The 19,568-nt window shown below is 54.9% G+C and carries 13 protein-coding genes; 7 read left to right on the top strand and 6 right to left on the bottom strand.

The features are described 5' to 3' along the window. Window positions 1-432, bottom strand: a 432-nt coding sequence (locus QM579_RS07980; protein WP_414998637.1) for a BadF/BadG/BcrA/BcrD ATPase family protein, incomplete at its 3' end; no start/stop codon positions are given. Window positions 433-1,319: 887 nt separating this feature from the next. Continuing rightward, window positions 1,320-1,916 carry a PadR family transcriptional regulator gene (locus QM579_RS07975; protein WP_414998636.1) on the bottom strand — a complete coding sequence of 199 codons (597 nt, stop codon included), beginning with the start codon at window positions 1,914-1,916 and terminating at the stop codon, window positions 1,320-1,322. Window positions 1,917-2,213: 297 nt separating this feature from the next. Between QM579_RS07975 and QM579_RS07970 the strand changes: the two genes are divergently transcribed. Next, window positions 2,214-3,185, top strand: a complete 972-nt coding sequence (locus tag QM579_RS07970) for a radical SAM protein (protein ID WP_414998635.1) — start codon at window positions 2,214-2,216, stop codon at window positions 3,183-3,185. 201 nt (window positions 3,186-3,386) lie between these two features. Here QM579_RS07970 and QM579_RS07965 read toward each other — a convergent pair whose 3' ends face one another. From QM579_RS07965 to QM579_RS07950, 4 genes are all read right to left on the bottom strand, one after another. Beyond that, window positions 3,387-5,699: an ArnT family glycosyltransferase gene (locus tag QM579_RS07965; protein WP_414998634.1), complete on the bottom strand. Its 2,313-nt coding sequence runs from the start codon at window positions 5,697-5,699 to the stop codon at window positions 3,387-3,389. After that, window positions 5,696-7,831: a hypothetical protein gene (locus tag QM579_RS07960; RefSeq protein WP_414998638.1), complete on the bottom strand. Its 2,136-nt coding sequence runs from the start codon at window positions 7,829-7,831 to the stop codon at window positions 5,696-5,698. Before QM579_RS07960 ends, QM579_RS07965 begins: the two co-directional genes overlap by 4 nt. Window positions 7,832-7,929: 98 nt before the next feature. Then, window positions 7,930-8,727 (bottom strand): nucleoside triphosphate pyrophosphohydrolase, encoded by a 798-nt coding sequence (gene mazG, locus QM579_RS07955; RefSeq protein WP_414998633.1) that lies wholly within the window; start codon window positions 8,725-8,727, stop codon window positions 7,930-7,932. Window positions 8,728-8,763: 36 nt separating this feature from the next. Beyond that, window positions 8,764-9,291 (bottom strand): CvpA family protein, encoded by a 528-nt coding sequence (locus QM579_RS07950; RefSeq protein WP_414998632.1) that lies wholly within the window; start codon window positions 9,289-9,291, stop codon window positions 8,764-8,766. 293 nt (window positions 9,292-9,584) lie between these two features. Here QM579_RS07950 and QM579_RS07945 point away from each other — a divergent pair, with 293 nt between their 5' ends. From QM579_RS07945 to fdnG, 6 genes are all read left to right on the top strand, one after another. Continuing rightward, the gene (locus QM579_RS07945; protein ID WP_414998631.1) at window positions 9,585-10,259 is read left to right on the top strand and encodes a molybdenum cofactor guanylyltransferase; all 675 of its coding nucleotides are present in this window, start codon (window positions 9,585-9,587) and stop codon (window positions 10,257-10,259) included. 225 nt (window positions 10,260-10,484) lie between these two features. Next, window positions 10,485-12,167, top strand: a complete 1,683-nt coding sequence (locus tag QM579_RS07940; protein WP_414998630.1) for an FmdE family protein — start codon at window positions 10,485-10,487, stop codon at window positions 12,165-12,167. Window positions 12,168-12,522: 355 nt separating this feature from the next. Further along, entirely contained in the window at window positions 12,523-13,032 is a 510-nt protein-coding gene (locus QM579_RS07935) for a GtrA family protein (RefSeq protein WP_414998629.1), read from the top strand. Beyond that, complete coding sequence (locus QM579_RS07930; protein WP_414998628.1) at window positions 13,029-14,591, top strand: NAD(P)/FAD-dependent oxidoreductase; 1,563 nt, start codon at window positions 13,029-13,031, stop codon at window positions 14,589-14,591. Before QM579_RS07935 ends, QM579_RS07930 begins: the two co-directional genes overlap by 4 nt. A 128-nt stretch (window positions 14,592-14,719) precedes the next feature. Continuing rightward, on the top strand, window positions 14,720-16,159 hold the full coding sequence (locus QM579_RS07925; RefSeq protein ID WP_414998627.1) for an ArnT family glycosyltransferase: 1,440 nt from the start codon (window positions 14,720-14,722) through the stop codon (window positions 16,157-16,159). Window positions 16,160-16,712: 553 nt separating this feature from the next. Beyond that, the coding region (gene fdnG, locus QM579_RS07920) for a formate dehydrogenase-N subunit alpha (RefSeq protein ID WP_414998626.1) at window positions 16,713-19,568 on the top strand (2,856 nt) is incomplete at its 3' end.

Genomic DNA, 19,568 nt, shown 5'->3' with positions numbered 1-19,568 from the left:
CTGGCCAATCCGCGGCGCAAGATTCGCAAGCTGTGGCTGACCGAGAACGCCGCCCGCAAGCTGAATGACAAAATCACGCACGCCGCCGTTTTCATCCAGACTGATGGCCTTGCTGTCCTGCCCGCCGATGTCGAGCACCACGCCCGAACCGGGAAACAGCCATGCGGCTCCTTTTGCGTGGCAGGTAATTTCAGTAATGGTTTTTTGGGCAAAAGGCAGGGCAATGCGCCCGTAGCCGGTAGCAACAACCTGCTCCAGATCATGACGGTTAGCGCCTGCCCTATGACAGGCAGCATCCAGAACGGCTTCCCCTGCTTCGCGCGTGTTCCAGCCTGTGGGCAGTAATGCGCTGCCGACCACGGATTGGGCGGCGGAGTCAAAAATGACGGCCTTGGCGGCCACGGAGCCCACATCTATTCCGGCTGCAAGCATTGGTTTTCTCCTGCACACAGAAGTGGAATGTTTTTTTCAAAGTTACTCTGCTGCAACAGCAAGCGGTCAGGCCAATCAGGTCGATCAGGCCGGAATAGCCCCAATTGCAGGAAAACAAACAAGGTTGAAAAGCCCTGTATTTCAAAATCAATCGCGTACCACGACCAACGCATTGGCTTGATCTGAGGTGCATGTAGTTCAAAGGCCAAAAAAAGCCCCGCATAGTGCGGGGCGCGCTGTGAAGAGGAGGAATCGGCGGAAAATCTGAACCGCCTGGTGATGCAAAAATGGCGCAGTTCAGAAATTCAAGCGAGACAACCTGCCCCACAGCGCCACTACTCAGGTCATGCCGGAGCGTGTCAGGCTCCGGTTTTCGCACGGCATACATGATTCTAGGGCACAATAGGCCTGAGGCGCGGGGTCAGCCGCTGCCAGTGTGCCCATTGTAACCTGTAGCTTCATGTCTTCTCCATTGGCGTATGATGTCACTGCAAAACCGATGCAAACAGCCCACAGCGGCGCGTAGTGAGATTTACCTTGCGGGCCAACTAGTCAGCGCATCGCAGCCAATTTTTTCTAAAGTGTTTTCACTTTGAAACGCGTAAGCGCCCGCCGTGGAGGCGTAAGCACAGCTTCAGCCGTTGCTTTAGCCGTTGTAACGCTGAAAGCTACGGATAAAGACGGCAATGAGTTACGCGAAAATCTTACCTAAAGAATCGCTGCCGTTATCCGTAAGAAGCCTTTCGGGCAATAACTGCCGCCAAGGCACTCTGCGACTTATTGCGCGGTTAAACGCCGTAACAGGTGTGTCTTGAACTTTGAGAATATATATTCTCAAAGGTAATCTGCTCTAATGATTATCCGTAAAATAAAAATGCTCTTGATGATTAACTATCACTAAAAGGGCCTGAACTGTCAATTGACGCAGGCAGAGGTTTTGCCGCGCAGCGGCAGCCTCTGGCTGAATCTGTGTCCGCCGGGTTTTTCGGAGATACAGAAGAAGCCAAGGGCGCTGTGGGCGGTTCTGCGGCCAGTGCGCTTCTTGCGTTGTCCACAATGTCTTGGACAGAAGCCAGATACTCTTCCAATGTGCCCAGCCACTGGCCGAGGCAAGAGCGGCCCCTGTCTGTAAGGGCATATTGTCTGCGGGCCGGGCCGCTGCCTTGCATATCCCAGGCACAAGTCACAAGGCCTTCCAGTTCCATACTCTTGAGCACTCGGTAGATGCCCGCCGGATCTGCTGGTTGTTCATTGAACATGGCCCTTTCGGCCAGGCGTTCAAGGATAAGGTAACCGTGCAGATTTTCGCGAGCCAGCACAGCCAGAATCGCAGGCCGTACCAGCCGGGTAAGGTTTTTGCCTGTGCAGGCGCAGCCTTCAAAATGGCTGTTTTCTAAAGCCGAAAAATTTGGCGGGGCTTCACAGTCAGCGCCGTGATCTTCGTCGGGGTGGAGCGGTGTTTTCAGTTTTTTCAAGGTGTTCATGCTTAATCCGTGATTGTTCCGCGCCGTATAGGGCGCTGACAGGGTGCTGTTCGGGATCGCCGGAAAAACATCCAAGGGGTGAAATACAGATTCTGTTTTCACCCTAGTCAGAGGCACAGACATTGTCGAGGTTGCGCAGGACGGGGTTTTTATTCCAGCTTTGCCACAAGTATATTCAAAGTGCGCTGCTCTGTTATTTGACTTGGTCTAATAGCGGGGGTAGTCGAATAATATCGATTTTATAAAAAGCGCGTTTGTCGCGTGGTTATGGCGGTTCTTGCCGCCAGGAGGCTTGCCATGCCAGGTGATACAGAGAAGAAAGAGGTTTTTGATGTTGAAGACATAAACATGCTGCTGGATACGACTGTCAGCGACAGGCACGTTGGCCATCTTCTGGAAAAAGCAGACAGCATGAGCCGGGCCCTTGCGGGTAACCGGGGTTTCATCTGGGGGGCTATCGGCATTGACAGTACCCCTTGCGACATGGGCTGTACCTTTTGCAGTCATGCCGCCCAGTGGGACGCCTATAAAATATCTCCGCCTCTAAGCGAAGAGGCCATTTTGGAAAAAGCCGGACAACTGGCGGACGGCGGGGCCGATTTTGTGGTTTTGCGCACGACCCAGCATTACCCTCTTGAAATCTTGCAGCGTTTGGGCCGACTGACGCGGGACCGCATCGGCAACGACATCCATCTTGTTATCAATACGGGCGAAATGAGTCTGGAAACGGTCAGGGCACTCAAGGATTCCGGTTTTTCAATGTCATATCACGTGGTGCGGCTGCGGGAAGGCCGGGATACGGGGCACAGCGTGGATATGCGCATGCGCACCATTGAGAATGTGCTCAAGGGCGGGCTTGAACTGCAGTATCTTATTGAGCCGCTCGGGCCGGAACACAACGCCGAAGAAATTCTTGTTGAAGCTCGCCGCGCACGGTCCCTGGGAGCATCTGGTACAGGGGTGATGGCGCGGGTGCCCATTATGGGCACGCCTTTGGCGCGGTATGGGCAGGTGTCGGACTCTTACCTGAAGCGCGTGACCGCCGTTGCCCGGCTTGAATATCCAGACGGCGGGCAGCATCTTTGCGTTCACCCGCCCACCCCGCAAACTCTGCGTTGCGGAGCCAACACTATTATTGTGGAGCAGGCCGCCAACCCTCGTGACACGGTATCAAGCCTTGGCCCCTGGCGGGAATTTGACCTGCCCGGAGCCCGCGCCGTACTGCGCCATGCTGGCCTTGAGGTGCGCCCGGCCAAGGCAGAAGCGTAATTTTAAGAGATACTATCTGGAGCAGATTAACTTTGAAATATTTCGCTTATCAAAGCTAATTTGTCGATAAATGCAATCCTCGGCCTGGCAAGAACTTTTCAGCCTTTTGAAGCGTAACGTCTACTCAGGGTTTGTGATAATAAAAGCGCCCCCTGCCTGCTGGCAGAGGGCGCTGCTGTTATTCAACTGCTTGAAGCGGTATTATTTCGTCTGTTGTTCTTCCGTGGAAGCTGGGGCAGGAGCGGACGTCTGCGTGGTGTCGCTTGCGCCGCCGCCAACAGCGGGTGCGCCTTCCGGTTGCGTTGCGGGCACAGCTTCGGAAGCAGAGCCCGCAGGGTCAACCTTGGCGGCATCGGCTGCTTCAGGCGCAGCACCATCAACTTTGGGGGCCGTAGCGGGCGCAGCAGGAACCTTGCCGTGCTTGATGTCCATTTCTTCCATCATCTTGGCATCATAGGCAGCGGCTTCTGACGCAGCTTTTTCAAGCGCCGCTTCCACAGGCGAGAGCTGCTTGCCGGAATCAGTGCTGGACCCTTCAGTGGCAGGAGCCTGTGGCGCAGCCGCATCCGGCGAAACGTTTTCGGGCGTAGTGCTTTCTTCTGCGGGCGTCGCCGCTTCGGGCGCGGGCGTTTCAGCAGCAGGAGCTTCAGGCGCTGGCGCGGTGGCGGGCATCAGAATTTCTTCAATATGACGCAGTTTGGCCTGAGGAACGGCCTTCAGTTGCGGGCCAAGCAGCAGGGTGCCCGGCTGGGCCAACAGGATAACAATGACGGCGCAGATGAGCAGTGCGCCGCCCATGCCGCCGTGAGCTCCCTTGCGCACCATACGGGCCAGAAGTATCGCGGCAATTATGCATATGACGCCGAGAATGGGCAGGGCCTTGAGGCCGAGAACCATTTCACGCTGGTCGGCGGTGAGGGTGAATTTGAAGAAGCCACCCATCCAGTCCAGCGTGGGGCCAAAGCCTGCTGCGGCAAGAGCCATACCCGCATGCAGCAGGCAGAGCGCGGCGAAAATAAAGAACAGGCGTCCACCCAGGCCAGTGAGGCGCAAGAGTGCCTTGCCCAGCAGAGGGGCAGCAAGGCAGATAACGGTAAGCGATGCGCTGACCGGGTCATAGGCGGTCAGGCTCAGTACGGCGGCCACGGCCACGCTTATCCACATAAAGGCGATGCCAGCCCTGTCCTTGCGTGAAGCCACGAGGTCACCGGGGGCGGTTCGCAGCACACGTACCCAGGAAACACAGGCAACAATGGCCAGCCAGGGCAACAGGCCCGCAGCGGCTATGAGCAGAGGCAGCCACCAGTTGGTGCTGGGCCAGGGCCACAGCATGAGGCGTTCGCCCAAAAATTTCAGATACCCTTCGGGCTGCTGCCACAACATGACGCCGCCAAGCCAGCAGGCCACCAGAAGAAGCAGAAGCACAAAACCCGTTACACCGTCGAGGCCCTGCGCCCGGCGGAAAGTTCCCCGCCAGCCCAGAAAGAAAATGCTGGCTACCAGAGGCAGCATGATCTGGAAAAGACCGCCCGTGAGTCCGGCCAGAGCGGCCAGCACAAAACCAGCGGGCAGGCTTATCCAGGCCTGGGGTTTTTGCCAGCCGTGGCAGAGCAGCGCCAGTGCAAAGAGGGTAAGGGCGGTGGCCAGACTTTCAGGCCCGGTAAAATGGGCCAGAGGAACAAAAAGCGGGGCGGAAAGAAGAATCATGCCGCCAGCCAGTGCTGCCTGCGAGCTGAGCCCTGCCACACGGGCGAGAGTCCACACGCCCAGAACGCAAAGCACTGCGCCCGCAAGCCCGGCAAGGGGGAAGAGCAGAGGCCCGAAGCTTGGGCCAGCCATTTCAAGAATGCACTGCATGCCCGCCAGATACCAGTGGTACACGGGCCAGTGGGCAAGCCCCGGAGCGGCAGGGGCAAGCCACAACCCGCTCTGGCTCGTCTGGTTGAAAATAAGAATGCTTTCGGCTTCGCGCGGGCAGTACAGGCCATTGCCCATAAACGCGGGCCATGCCTGCGCCAGCAGTATCAGCAGTAAAAAGAACGGCCCTACGCGACTGGCCGTTTCAAAAAATTTTTGCGCGGCATTGGGCTGCACAGCGGCGGCAGCGGAGGTAGCGGAACCCGCCGCCTCAACACTTTCTTGGACAGGCGCGGGTTTGGTTGCCCTGCCGCGCCACGATGAAAGCATGCCCCGGCCCTTGGGCTTCTCGTCATTCTGGCTGGTCGAGGTCTGTGTGCTCGCTTGTCCGGCTGTAGGATCTGTCGTTTGGGCAGAGGTATAGTCAGGTACATACCCAGTATTGTGGGCTTTGTGCGGATCTTGCGATGCGGAGTGCGCTGCATGCGAATCAGCCGAAGCCCCGCTGGAGAACAGCAAGCCTTCGCTTTGCTCCCCGTTGGGCGCATGGGCCTGAGCGCCCTGCCCAGCCCCGGTGGAAGGGGCCTGGTCCACAGCATCCACAGTGTCTGTGCTGTTGTGCTGGTTGTCTTCAGGCTTGGTGGGGTTCTGGGTCATTGGTACGCTCCTTCAGAAGTTGCCGTCTGTCCCACGAGCAGCACATGCCGGGACTGACGGGCGTCAAGGTCAAGTTCCACAGTACGCCCTTGCACGGGCAGGTTTTGGCCGTTCAGGATATCTTTTGCTCCACGCGCCGGGGCTGGCAGGGCGCAGGCAAGGCGCTGGCTTTTGCTTGAAAAATTGGCAGCCAGCAGCCAGTAGCCGCCGCCGGGCAAGGTGCTCAGCACGCCCACGCAGCCGGACGGCCCGGAATAAATACTTACAACACGCCCTCCCGCCAGACCAGCTTCGCGCCGGGCCCGCAGAAGTGCGGCCAGTTCGTGAACAAAACTCTGCTTGTCGGCCCATTGCCTGTCTAAAGCGCCAAAAGCCAGTGGCGCAGGTGGTATTCCGCCGGTGGCGCCCAGGCGCTCATCCCACAGGGGAACGCTGCCCATGCTACCCGGCATGCCTGCCGGAGGTTGCGGCAGGTTGAGCGCGCCTGTCATATCTTGCGGGCTGACAAAGGTCAGGCCGGGAAGCCCCATACGAAACGAAAGCAGCAGTAAAACTGATTGCCGCATGGCCGCTGCATGTTCAGGGCGGGCAGCAGAAGTGGAATCCAGCCCCAGGCTAAGAGCTGCAAGCCCCGCCTGCGTGCTCCACAGAGTGGTATCTTCGGGCGAGGCCTTGGCCAGTTGCTGCGCCCGGCGTATCATATCCCTTCCCTGCGGCAAATCCAGCAGGGGCCGCCAGTCCACGCACTGAACGTCCTTCTGGCCCCGCGCCAGCCGGCTGTGGTCAACGCCCTGTTCCAGCGAGGCGCGCAAAAGCCGGGTCAGGGGCGCGGCGTCGCCGCTCAACAGGGCGTAAGCCGTGGCAGGCTCGGTAATTGTATCACGCGTAAAATCTGTTGCCGTATCCAGCACCGCTCTTGTGAGGGATGGCGGCAACGCATCATCCTGCATGGCCCAACCACCGTAGCGGTGTATTTCGCGCGCAAGAGCATCCAGAGCTTCCAGACCGGGCGTCAGTTCCGCCAGGGCTGACACATCGGTATGACGGCCCGCCGGGGCCAGCCCTTTGGCCGAATTTTTCGCCAGATCTTTCGTCTGGCCGCCAGTCTGTTCAGGGGCTGCGCTTCCCGGCTGGGCGGGAACATCCAGCCCCATGAGGGCTTCCAGACGCACTCCCGCCAGAGTCTGCTGCTGTAACCCGGTATGGCGGATGACCGCTGCTGAAAATATACGCCGGGCCTGCCCCGACGGGTCCTGCCACAACAGTACGGGCCGCAGGGCGTGCCCGCTGTAGCGGTATACCCAGCGCCGGGTCTGTCCGTCTGCGCCGCGCACTTCACCCGTAACAGCCCACCCGCCGGGCGTCGCCCAAGGCAGGGTATCCCGGCTGAGTGTCGGGGGCAAAAGCCCGCGCTGCACAAGGGTTTGTACTGCCTGTGGACGCAGGGGCAGGCAGTCCCACTCGTCGCCGGCGACTGGCAGCGCATCCCAATCTTTTTGCGGCACAGACATCATTGCATAAAGACCGTCAAAACGCGAGGCGTGGCGGGCTTGCAGAATAAAGTCCGGCCCAAGACCCGTGGCAGCAGGCGGCAATTCGCCGCCTATCTGGATGTTCTGTTTTTCCAGGCGGGCGGCAGTTTTCTCAAAGTCTTCTTCTGTACCCAGAGCAGGGTCAAGGCGCAGGGCCGTCACGTTGACGCCGCCGGGGGTGGACATTTTATAGCTGCCCCATATGTCGCCTTTTTCGCCTGTGGGGGCTGCAAAAAGCCCGTTCAGGCCTGCCTGAGCAATAGATTCCGGCAGGCCCGACAGGCCGAGCGCCTTCCAGAAAGGCTGGCCGGACATGACCGTATGCGGATTCACATCCAGCCATGCCGGAGCAGCGGAGAGCAACAGAGGCACACGCCGGGCCGCAGCACTGTTGCGCCAGATAAGTTCTGTGCCGGAGACCTGAGCGGTCAGCTCCTGCGTGGAGCCAAGCATGGACTGGCGTTCCAGCCATTGCAGGTAGCCCGGATCCGCGCGTGGCAAAACGCCATTTTTTGCGGATGCCGCCGAAGCGCCCGATCCATGCCGCGCCGCACCTTCCTGCCGCGGCGTACAGGCGCAAAGCAGAAAAGCCAGCAGCACGCAGAAAAAGAGCGGCAGAAAGCGCGAAGCCGGAAGCGCCGCCGCAGGAAAAGGCCGGAGTATCCCGGCGCGCAGTGCTGGCCGCATTTGCCGCGTGGTCAGGACTGGGCCCCTTCCTCTGCCTTGGCCGTATTCCACAGTTCGTCCTTTTCGTCGAGGCTCAAGGCCGCAAAGTCCAGCCCCTGCTGGCGGGCAAGCTCTTCCATTCGGGCAAAGCGCTTCAAAAAGCGGCGGGTAGCCAGATCAAGGGCTTCGCTGGCTTTGATGCCTTTGCGGCGGCCCAATTCGGTAATGCTGAAAAGCAGGTCGCCCAGTTCGTGTTTTTGTGCTTCGGCGTCGTTGTTGGCCGAGGCGTCCAGCCATTCCAGCCATTCGGCTTCGACTTGTTGTTCCACTTCTTCATCCTCCGGCCATGTGAACCCAACGCGGGCCGCCTTTGAATGGATGCGATATGCCTTGAGCAGAGGAGGCAGGCTTTCCGGCAGGCTGTCGTACAGTCCCTTGGGTTTGCCTTCCTCGTCAGCATGTTCGGCCCTTTTGATTTTTTCCCAGGCCTTGAGCTGCTCGTCCAGACTGTCAAATACCGTATCGCCAAAGACATGCGGGTGGCGGCGGATCATCTTGGCCTTGTTGTTATTGAGGGCGTCGGCAAAGGTGAACTGCCCATCTTTTTCATACAGCCGGGCCACAAAAAGCAGCAGAAAAGCCACATCACCCAGTTCTTCGCGGATGTCGGCCACATTGCCGGAGCGGATGGCGCTGACCAGCTCATGACTTTCTTCAATAACATAGTCGGCCAGAGTCTGGGCGGTCTGTTCTTTGTCCCAGGGGCAACCTTCGGGGCCAGTGAGCTTGTCAATGATACCCTGCAACTCTTCAACTGCGTTCTTTTCCATAAAATCTACGCTTCCTTGCCAGTTACTAATGCGATGTTAAAGCCCCAGGCGCGATACCAGGTCAGGCGGCAGCCAGCCCCGAACCTGCGCCGTAAGGGCGGTGAAGTAGGGCAGCACGCGGCTGTGCTGCATAAAGGCCGCATGGGAGAAAAATTTTTGCAGCACAATCATGCCCAGAGACCACAGAAGCGCCCCCTTGGCAAGCCCCAGCGCGGCTCCGGCCATTCTGTCGGCCCAGCTGACGAAAGAAAATGAAAGGATTTTTTGCAGCAGGCGGGCCAGCAAAGCCACAGCGATAAGCACGCCCAGAAAGACCAGCACATAGGCCGCAACGGTACGCCAGCCCGGGTCGGTAATAAAAGCCAGATGGGGCGAGAGCATGTCGTGATAGTTGTGGGCCACCCAAAAACCGCCCAAAAGGGACACTATGCCCGCCACCTCGCCCACAAAGCCGTTTATGTAGCCCCGCCCGGCAAAGAATGCCAGCGTCAGAACGACAATAAGGTCAAAAATATCCTGGCCCATGCTCTCTCCCTGAAACGTGTCCTTTGCTGCGCCAGCCACGGCGCCCTCCGTAGACGGCAGCGCAAGGCAGCATAGCAAATGCATGAGCGCTACACAATCTGTCTGGCAGAGGCGTGCATCCGCTGGAAATAATGGTAATCTGAACAGTTGCTGAAAGTATTACCGCTCTGTGCAGTGAGAAAATCTGCTTTTCACTGCATTCCTGTTTTGACATGAACGGCACAGCGGTTACATTATAAGAACATGTGAAAGATGTGTGACGGTGAGCTGGGCTCTGCCTGTTTAGGCGAACCATAGACGAGGGATTGCTTATAGCTATGGGGAGAGCGGGTATGAAACTAAGTGAGGGCAGGGGCCCGGTTGCCGGGGTGGTGCTTGCGGGCGGGCTTTCCAGCCGTATGGGCAAGGACAAGGCCCTGCTGCGTTTGCCGCCCCTGGCAACCGTGGCGGCGGAAGAATCTCTTGAAGAATGCTCCGATGGCAGCTTGTTGGCCCGTGCCCATTCTCTGTTGCTTTCGTTTTTGCCCATCTGCCTTGTTTCCTGCCGCGCTGATGCTCCACGTCAGGGGTATGAGTGTGTTTTTGACGCCGTGCAGGGGGTGGGCCCCACGGCGGGGTTGCATGCGGCTTTGTGCCGGGCTGAAGAACGCGGCTATGCGGCTGTTCTTGCGCTTTCCTGTGACCTGCCTTTTATGGATGCATCCATTTTGCGCAGACTGCTTGCAGCCAGAAACGAGGCCCCGGCCACGAGTCTGGCGACAGCGTACCGTGAGCGGCTTACAGGCCGTGTGCAAGCCCTGACTGCGATTTACGAGGTAGCCGCCCTGCCGTATTTTTCAGCCGCTCTGGCGCAAGGGCAACGAAGGCTCGCCAGTGTTGTGCCGCGGGAATTTCAGGATTTTTTGGACTACGAACCTGAAGAATCTGGTCCTTTTTTCAACTGCAATACTCCAGAAGATCTGGCCTCGGCTCAAGCCATACTGGAATCTAAAATGCACGGTTTTTAAAAAAGAGTGACTTTCACAACAATGGCTGGCTGTTATGCCAGAAAATAGCTTTGAGCCGTAAATTACAGGGTAGATGAAAAGCCTTGGCAGCTGCCCTCGGGCGGGTATCCGGCCATGCTGGATAAATGTAGTTCACAGGTAGCAATAAAGAGCAAATTGACTTAAATAAGTGCGGAACACAGCCCCCATCTGTCTGAATACGGGCAGCATTATCTGGAGAAGAGCATGAATATTGGCTCCTATACTTTTGGTGAATTTCGCCAGTTGGCGGAAAATTTTCACGGTTACGCGGCTCCCGGCCTGCTTGTGGGCGGGTATATGGTTGAGCTGGCCAAAAAGCATCTGCCCGAGGGCACGCTTTTCGAAGCCGTGGTGGAATCAGGCAAGTGTTTGCCTGACGCAGTGCAGCTTTTGACGCTGTGCAGCATTGGCAACGGGTGGATGAAGATTCACAATCTGGGCCGCTATGCCGTTTCCCTTTTCGACAAGTACACCGGGGAAGGCGTGCGTGTGAGCATTGACCCGGTGAAGATGGCCGCCTACCCAGAAATAGAAGGCTGGTTTTTTAAGAAAAAACCCAAGAAAGATCAGGATGTTCCGCGCCTTGAGGCCGAAATAGAGCAGGCTGGCGACACCATATGCAAGGTTGAGCCAATCACGGTGAAGCACCGTTTCATTGGGCACAAGCACATGACGCGTATTGTCTGCTGTCCCGTGTGCGGTGAGGCCTATCCTGTTGAAGATGGCCCTGTATGCCGTGGTTGCCAGGGCGAAGCACCCTATGTGGTAGCCCGCCGCGAAATCAGGGCAGCTGAATGTCATGAGGCTGCAACGGGTGTGCGCGTCGTGCCTGTGGAAGAGGCTGTGGGAAAAACGGTGGCGCACGACATGACTCGAATAGAACCCGGACAGTTCAAAGGGCCGGAATTCAAGGCCGGGCAACGTATCAGCGTGGGAGATATCTGCCGCCTGCAACAGATGGGGCGCTTTCATGTGGCTGTCACTGACAGCCCTGCCGAAGGTGGGGCCGCTTCGTCCCTTGCCGCTGGCGATAGCGGTTTGGTGCATGAAAATGAAGCCGCTGAAATTTTTGCCCGGCGTATGGCGGGCGAGGGCGTGGCCTATTCCCTGCCGCCCCGGGAGGGCAAGGTGGAATTTACCGCCGCAAGGGACGGCCTTTTCAGCGTGGATGTGGAACGCATGCGCCAGTTTAACCTTGTGCCCGAAATAATGGTGGCTTCCCGGCAGGACGCCACTCTGGTCAAGCATGATGGCCCTCTGGCTGGCACGCGGGCCATTCCGCTCTTTATCACACGCGAGCGGCTCGCGCAGGCTCTTGAAGCTCTGGAAGCCGGGCCGCTTTTCAGCGTGCTGCCCTTGCGCAAGGCGCGAGTGGGTATTCTGGTGACCGGGACGGAAGTTTTTCAGGGCATCATTGAGGACAAATTTATTCCTGTCATAACGGCCAAGGTCACCATGCTGGGGTGCAGTGTGGCGAAGACAGACATTGTTCCCGATGACAGGGCGCTGATGGCCAAGGCTGTGGCAGATATGCGTGAGGCCGGGGTTGACCTGCTTGTCACCACGGGCGGCCTTTCGGTTGATCCCGACGATGTGACCCGTCAGGCCCTCGTTGATGCCGGGCTGACCGACGTGCTGCACGGCGTGCCCGTGCTGCCGGGAACCATGAGTCTTATGGGACGCATGCCCGGCCCTGACGGCGACATGCAGGTGCTTGGCGTGCCCGCCTGCGCGCTTTACTTCAAGACAACCTTTCTGGATCTGGTTTTGCCGCGCCTGCTGGCCAACCGGGAAATCACCCGCGCGGAACTCGCCCGGCTGGGCGAGGGGGGCTACTGCCTTTCCTGCCATACCTGCACATGGCCAAAGTGCTGGTACGGCAAATAGACAGGCAGTGTCTACGAAGGAAAATGGTTTGAACTGAGGTGTATTTTTTCCAGCCTTGAGCTACGAATAATCGCAGAATCAGGTTTTCTTAGTAAAGAAATGTGAAAAACAGGGGTAAGCTGCAAAAAATGCTGGCTGCCCCTGATTTTTTTGATTAAGAGGCTGTATCAACCATCGTTGCTGCTCACGAACAGTATATTTTTTGTGAGTGCTCCCTTGTTTGGATGTCTATTATGCCACAAGATTTTGCCCGTCGGGCTGGCGGCACGTGCATTGTATTTTTTTACTGATCCGTATAGAGTCACACCCTCATATTTACGGATTTCAAGGTCGGGTTTGTCCGGCCCCAGTGGGCATGAATACTATGGGTTTTCAGGGTGGTATGTTTAATTTTCTGCTTTCTCGGAACTTTTTATACTTCATTGCATTTGGTGGTACAGCCGCTCTGGTGAACCTTCTCTGTGGTTATTTGCTTTATAATGCAAATCTGTTTCCCTATATCGTTTCTGTTTTTATTGCAGCCAGTGCGGGCTTGCTTGTAAATTTTATTCTGAATTACAAACTCAACTTCAAGTATAAAGGGCGCAAGCTCTCGCAGCAGTTTGGCACATTTTTGGTTGTTGCCTCCATCGGTACATTGCTGACGGCTGTTGTCGCGCATTTTTCCATGCAATTGCTTCTTTTTTTCGAAATTGAAGACATTGCCTTGGCGGGTTTTGCTGTTTCTTCACAATTTGTAGCGCATGTTTTTTCTGTCGGTGTCATAACCGTTTATTCCTTTATTGCGCACAAATATTTTTCCTTCAATGTTGGTATACGCAATCAGTTGCGCAGGACTATCGCAAATATAAAGAGCGGTGCATGAAAAGTATCATCGTTATCGGGGCTGGGCCTGCCGGATTGACAGCAGCCTATGACCTTCTTGCCAAGAACAGTGACGTAGACGTTATTGTTATTGAAGAAACACAAGAAATTGGCGGTATTTCAAGAACCGTATGCCACAACGGCAACCGTATGGATATTGGCGGGCACAGGTTTTTTTCCAAAGACCAGACAATAATGGATTGGTGGAAAAAAATGCTGCCGCTGCAAGGCGCTCCTGCCAAGGATGACCGGATACTGCATCGGGAACGGGCTCTCGCGCCCGGTGGACCCGACCCGGAAACTGAAGACAGGGTTATGCTGCTGCGTGACCGTGTTTCAAGAATTTATTTTGCCAAGCGCTTTTTCGATTATCCGCTCAGCCTCAAAATGGCGACTTTTCTTAACATGGGATTGTTGCGCACCATGCGGGCCGGGTTTTCCTACCTTTGGTCATGCATGTTCAAGCGAGAAGAAAAATCGCTAGAAGATTTTTACATCAATCGGTTTGGGCGTGAGCTGTATTCAATGTTTTTTGAATCGTACACTACCAAGGTCTGGGGGCGGCATCCTTCAAAGCTCGCCGCAGACTGGGGCGCGCAGCGGGTCAGGGGACTTTCTGTCTTCAAACTTCTGTTAGACAGCGTAAAGAAGGCACTGGGGCAGAAAGACAGTGGAAAAGCAGAGACCTCTCTGATCGAAGAATTCTGGTATCCAAAATTTGGCCCTGGTCAGTTGTGGGAACAGGTGGCCGCCGATGTCGAGTCTATGGGTGGAAAGATCCTAAAAGGATATAAGGCCAGCCGTATTCTCTGTGAGGGCGGCAATGTTACCGCAGTGGTTTGCGAAACTGCCGAAGGCACACAGGTGATTGAGGCCGATACAGTTATATCGTCCATGCCGCTCAAAGATCTTATGCAGGCCATGAGCAGCGCTGAAGTGCCGCAGGATGTCGCCCGTGTTGCAGCTGGTTTGCCCTACCGGGACTTCATCACGGTGGGGCTGCTTGTTCAGCGCTTCAAACTGAAAAATACTACCGCCATGAAGACGTTGGGCAATATTGTGCCCGACTGCTGGATATATGTGCAAGAACCCGAAGTTCAGGTGGGGAGACTGCAGATATTCAACAACTGGTCGCCATATCTCGTCAAAGATCCAGAGAACACCGTTTGGGTCGGCATGGAGTACTTCTGTTCAGAAGGCGACGATTTCTGGCGGCTTTCTGAGCAGGAACTCACCAATCGCGCCATTGATGAAATGGTAGCCATGAATATTATCAGCCGGGATGATGTGCTCGATACTCACTGCGAAAAGGTTAAGAAAGCGTATCCCGCGTATTTTGACACCTATGAAGATATTGAAACCCTTCGCCGGTGGTTGACCGGGGTGGGCGGGCTTTATTGCGTTGGGCGAAATGGCCAGCACAGATATAATAATATGGATCACTCCATGCTTACGTCTTTTTTCTGCGTTGATCATATCCTTGGCAGCAATGCCAGCAAGCATGATATCTGGAAAATTAACGCAGAAAGTGAATATCATGAAGCTAAACAGGAAAAATAGAAGGCTTTGGGTCGTGCCGATGGCACTCCAGCACCGTATCAGGCGGGAAAGGCCGCCTACCGTGCAGTGTAGGCAACAGAAAACAAGGCTTGCGGCAACGTATGGCTTTTATGGTCTGTCATTTTAGTATGGATGCCAAACAAATAGGAATGGATGCGCCTGGCGGCACTCCCTTGGACAGACCTTCGGTCTTTATCCTTTGTTTATTCTTTTTTTTCTGCAGCTTGCTTGTTCTGGGATATTCCGTGGTCTTTCGTCCCCTGGATCATGACGAATACGAGCACCTGTATTCCTCCTACCTGATGCTACAAGGGCAAATTCCCTACAGAGATTACTTTCAGCATCACCATTTCTTGTATTGGATTTTTCTCGCTCCATTCGTTAAAAATTTCCCCGACACCTCGCATCTTCTTTATATCGGGCGCGCCTTGTCGCTTTGTGCATTACTTGTTACGGCATTTTACACATATAAAATTTCGGTTCTGAAAGGGGGAGACAGAAAGAGCGTTTTTCTTTTTGTCACCGTACTGTTAAGTATAGATATGGTAGTTCATTCCGGCCTTTTGGTGAGGCCTGATGTTTTTATGATTGCCACTTTTTTTTCAGGCTTATATTACTATATTATCTACCTGAAAGATAAGAATTTATTTTCATTAGTTCTCTCTTTCCTCCTTTTTTTTGCTTCTTTTTTGTTTTTGCAAAAAGCGGTTTTTCTGCTTTTTGGCTTCTGCGTTTGTGCAATCTGTCAGCTATATAAAAAAGAGCTTCTTCTTAGGGACTTTTTTGCAGCTCTGGTTCTTCCTCTCCTGTTGCTTGTCTATCTGTTATACTTCATGCAGAAAGAAAATGTGCTTGTTGATTACTTTGAGCTGAACTGGCTGTTCAATTTCAAGATTTCTATGGTGTATGGCTGGGTTCGCCTGAAGCTTCCTCTGTTCTTTTGCAGCATGGCTCTTATCATTGCGGAAACAAGAATTATTAAAAGGGCACCATTCCAGTTTACCTCAGTAATATTTTTATTTTTTTGTATTTTCTTCGCGCTAATGCCCACCCCGTATGAGCAGTATTATCTGCCGCTTTTCCCTTTCATTATTATTACACTCTCAAGCAGTTTCAGCATATTGCAGGATCGCAAGGTCAAGAATGCGATAGTTGCTTTGCTTTTTCTTCTTGTTTTTTACAATGCTGCGCGGGATGTGAGCAGTTTTGCAATGGATGACACCAATGAATGCGTTAAGCGGGAATATGACATTGTGCTGCGCGTTACTACCGAAGAAGATGAGATTTTGGGCAGCCACGAGATATGTCCTGTTCGGCGTGATGCTCTCGGGTATTATTGGCATAACCTGCGGTTGAGCCAGCTGGATAAAGAGCATTTTTCCAGAAACAAGGAACTTTACGATATTCCCGAGTTGATCATGGGAAAATCTCCAAAGGTACTTTGGGCTGGTTTTGTTGAGAAATATTTTGATGCCGACGGATTCAAAAATTTTATAGACCAGAACTATACCAAGGTTTGCAATATCTATGTCGCTAAAAGCATCCCGCAGGAAAAATATCAAAGATAGCTGATTGCCAAGGCGTTGAAGCTTTGCTTTTTGGCTTTGTGTACATTAGGAATGCACGCACCTTGGAATAAAATTCTCAACAAACTTCAAGGCATTAAAAAATATAAAAATCAGTATGATGTGCTGATTTCGACAGGCCGCCCGGATACCGGGCGGCCTGTCTGCGTAACGGCCTCGCGCGTATCTTTCACGTAGCGCAAAAAAATTCTGATAAAGGTAATAATAAAATTTGCAGGCAAAATAACATGTATTTCAGTGTGATGGTGTGAACACTCTGGAATCAGGTTTCAGCCATGCGGAAATTTTTTAGATGTTGTTTAACGAGTATGCATTCGTAATGGTATGACATTTTACTATATAGAGAAAAAAGTCACAAATCGTAGGGACTCCAATATAAATAATCGAACAATCTTGCGACATCACGATTTTTGGAATATGGTGACTACGATTCATTTTATTATCAGGGCGATCATTTTTTGTTCGCCAAAGCAGTTTTGCGCGGTTGTCTGCCTCGATACCGCGCATACGATAGGCTTAAACAAGGAGAGGTCTTATGAAAAGCACCCGACGGAGTTTTCTCAAAGGTGTCGGTGCGGGGGTAATATGCCTCACACTGGGGCACTTGGGCTTCGATTTGGGCGAAGCTCAGGCTTACGCCGTTAAACTCAAGATTGAAGGGGCTCGAGAAGTGTCGAGCATCTGCCCCTTTTGTTCCGTACAGTGTCAGATCATCGCCTATGTGAAAGACGGCAAGCTTGTCTCCACCGAAGGCGATCCGGACTTTCCCATTACCGAGGGAGCGCTGTGTGCCAAAGGCGCGGCTCTCTACTCGATGTACACAAGCGATCATCGCCTGAAAAAGCCCCTGTACCGCGCTCCTCACAGTGATAAGTGGGAAGAGAAGGACTGGGACTGGACCCTTGAGCAGATCGCACGTCGCGTGAAGGACGCTCGCGACAAGGACATGATCCTCAAAAACGAAAAGGGCCAGACGGTCAACCGTCTGGAAACCATATTCTGGATGGGAACCTCGCATGCCTCCAACGAGGAATGCGCCGTTATCCATCAAGCCTTGCGCGGCCTGGGTGTTGTCCATATGGACCACCAGGCACGGGTCTGACACAGCCCCACTGTTGCGGCTCTGGCAGAGTCGTTCGGACGCGGTGCAATGACCAACCACTGGATCGACATCAAGAATGCCGATGCGGTGCTTATTATCGGCAGTAATGCCGCTGAACATCATCCCGTGGCTTTCAAATGGATCATGAAAGCCAAGGACAACGGGGCCGTGCTGATGCACGTTGACCCCAAATTCTCGCGCACATCCGCCAGGTGTGATTTCCACGTGCCTTTGCGTTCCGGCACGGACATCCCCTTCCTTGGCGGCATGGTCAACTACATCCTTGAAAACGGTTGCTACCATAAAGACTACGTCAACAATTACACTGACGCAGCCTTTGTTGTAGGCGACGGCTATGCCTTTGAAGATGGACTCTTCAGCGGCTTCAACGCCGAAGCCCGCAAGTACGACAAAAAACTGTGGGCCAAGGCTACGGGTGCTGACGGCGGGCCGGTTATCGACCCCACGCATCAGAACCCCCGTTGCGTCATCAATCTGATGAAGGACCACTATTCCCGCTATACCCTCAAGAATGTCTCTGACATCACGGGCGTGTCGCAGGAAAATCTGCTCAAGGTCTACAAGAACTTCTGCGCTACCGGCAGGCCCGACAAGGCAGGCACCATTCTTTACGCCCTGGGCTGGACCCAGCATACCGTGGGCGTGCAGAACATCCGCCTTTCCAGCCTTGTACAGTTGCTGCTGGGCAACATTGGCATCGCTGGCGGCGGCATCAACGCCCTGCGCGGCGAACCCAACGTGCAGGGGTCCACAGACCACGCCCTGCTGTACAACAACATACCCGGGTATCACGGCACTCCCCAGGCTCCGTGGCAGACCCTGGCCGAGTATAACAAGGCCAATACACCTGTCACCACGCTGCCCAATAGTGCCAACTGGTGGGGCAACAGGCCCAAGTATGTAACAAGTCTGCTCAAGGGCTGGTTCGGCGATGCCGCCACGCCCGAAAACGACTTCTGTTACGGCCTGCTGCCCAAGCTGGAACCGGGCGAAGACTACTCGTACATGTATATCATGGACCGGGTATACAATAACAAGATCAAGGGCGGCTTCATCATGGGCGTCAACCCCATGAACAGCTTCCCCAACACCAACAAGATGCGGGCGGCTCTGGACAATCTGGACTGGCTCGTCTGCTCTGAAATCCACAATTCCGAAACCACGGATAACTGGATGCGCCCCGGCGTTGACCCCAAGACCAAGAAAACCGAGGTGTTCCTGTTGCCGTCTGCCCACCGTATTGAAAAGGCGGGCACCATCAGCAACAGCGGCCGCTGGCTCCAGTGGTTTGATCAGGCGGTGAAACCTGGCGGCGAAGCGCGTAACTTCGCTGACGTGGTCGTGCCCCTCTTCAACACTATCCGCACGATGTACAAGCAAGAGGGCGGCGTGCTGCCTGAACCCATCATGAAGATGCACTGGACTGACAAGTACGACCCGGAAGAATGGGCCAGGCGCATCAACGGTTTCTTCTGGGCCGACACCAAGGTGGGCGACAAAACCTACAAACGCGGCCAGCTTGTGCCCACGTTTGGCGTTTTGAAGGAAGACGGCACAACCTCTTCCCTTAACTGGATCTATACGGGAAGCTGGACAGAAGAAGACGGCAACAAGTCGAGACGGCGCGACCCGAGCCAGACGCCCATGCAGGCCAATATCGGCCTCTTCCCCAACTGGTCGTGGTGCTGGCCTCTCAACAGGCGCATTCTCTATAACCGTGCCTCGGTGGATGTGAACGGCAAGCCCTTCAACCCCAAGCGTGTCGTCATTGAATGGGACGGCAGCAAGTGGGTGGGCGACGTGCCCGACGGCCCCTGGCCGCCCATGTCTGACCCCAAGGGCAAGCTGCCCTTCATTATGGTCAGGGACGGGCACTCGCAGTTCTATGGCCCCGGCCCTGCCGACGGTCCCTTCCCCGAGCACTATGAACCTGCTGAAACGCCGCTGGCGAGCCATCCGTTCTCCAAGCAGCTCAGCAGCCCGGTGTACAAGTACCACAAGTCGCCTATGGACCAGATTGCGCCTCCGGCCGATCCGCGCTTCCCCATAGTGCTGACCACCTATAGCCTTACCGAGCACTGGTGCGGCGGCGGCGAAACCCGCAACGTACCCAATCTGCTTGAAACCGAACCCCAGCTTTATGTGGAAATGAGCCACGAGCTGGCCAAGGAAAAAGGCATCAAAAACGGCGACGGTGTGTTGCTGGAAAGCGCGCGCGGCAAATGCGAAGCTATCGCTATGGTGACCGTGCGCATACGGCCCTTCACG

Source organism: Desulfovibrio sp., from assembly GCF_047607245.1.
Lineage (GTDB): Bacteria > Desulfobacterota > Desulfovibrionia > Desulfovibrionales > Desulfovibrionaceae > Desulfovibrio.
Note: the sequence above shows the minus strand (reverse complement) of the source record. Positions and strands in the feature narration are given on the sequence as shown.

What these genes read in the sequence shown, in the direction of transcription:
- QM579_RS07975 (WP_414998636.1), bottom strand. Translation starts at nt 1,916, where the DNA reads ATGAACACCTTGAAAAAACTGAAAACACCGCTCCACCCCGACGAAGAT.
- QM579_RS07970 (WP_414998635.1), top strand. Translation starts at nt 2,214, where the DNA reads ATGCCAGGTGATACAGAGAAGAAAGAGGTTTTTGATGTTGAAGACATA.
- QM579_RS07965 (WP_414998634.1), bottom strand. Translation starts at nt 5,699, where the DNA reads ATGACCCAGAACCCCACCAAGCCTGAAGACAACCAGCACAACAGCACA.
- mazG (WP_414998633.1), bottom strand. Translation starts at nt 8,727, where the DNA reads ATGGAAAAGAACGCAGTTGAAGAGTTGCAGGGTATCATTGACAAGCTC.
- QM579_RS07945 (WP_414998631.1), top strand. Translation starts at nt 9,585, where the DNA reads ATGAAACTAAGTGAGGGCAGGGGCCCGGTTGCCGGGGTGGTGCTTGCG.
- QM579_RS07940 (WP_414998630.1), top strand. Translation starts at nt 10,485, where the DNA reads ATGAATATTGGCTCCTATACTTTTGGTGAATTTCGCCAGTTGGCGGAA.
- QM579_RS07935 (WP_414998629.1), top strand. Translation starts at nt 12,523, where the DNA reads ATGAATACTATGGGTTTTCAGGGTGGTATGTTTAATTTTCTGCTTTCT.
- QM579_RS07930 (WP_414998628.1), top strand. Translation starts at nt 13,029, where the DNA reads ATGAAAAGTATCATCGTTATCGGGGCTGGGCCTGCCGGATTGACAGCA.
- QM579_RS07925 (WP_414998627.1), top strand. Translation starts at nt 14,720, where the DNA reads ATGGATGCCAAACAAATAGGAATGGATGCGCCTGGCGGCACTCCCTTG.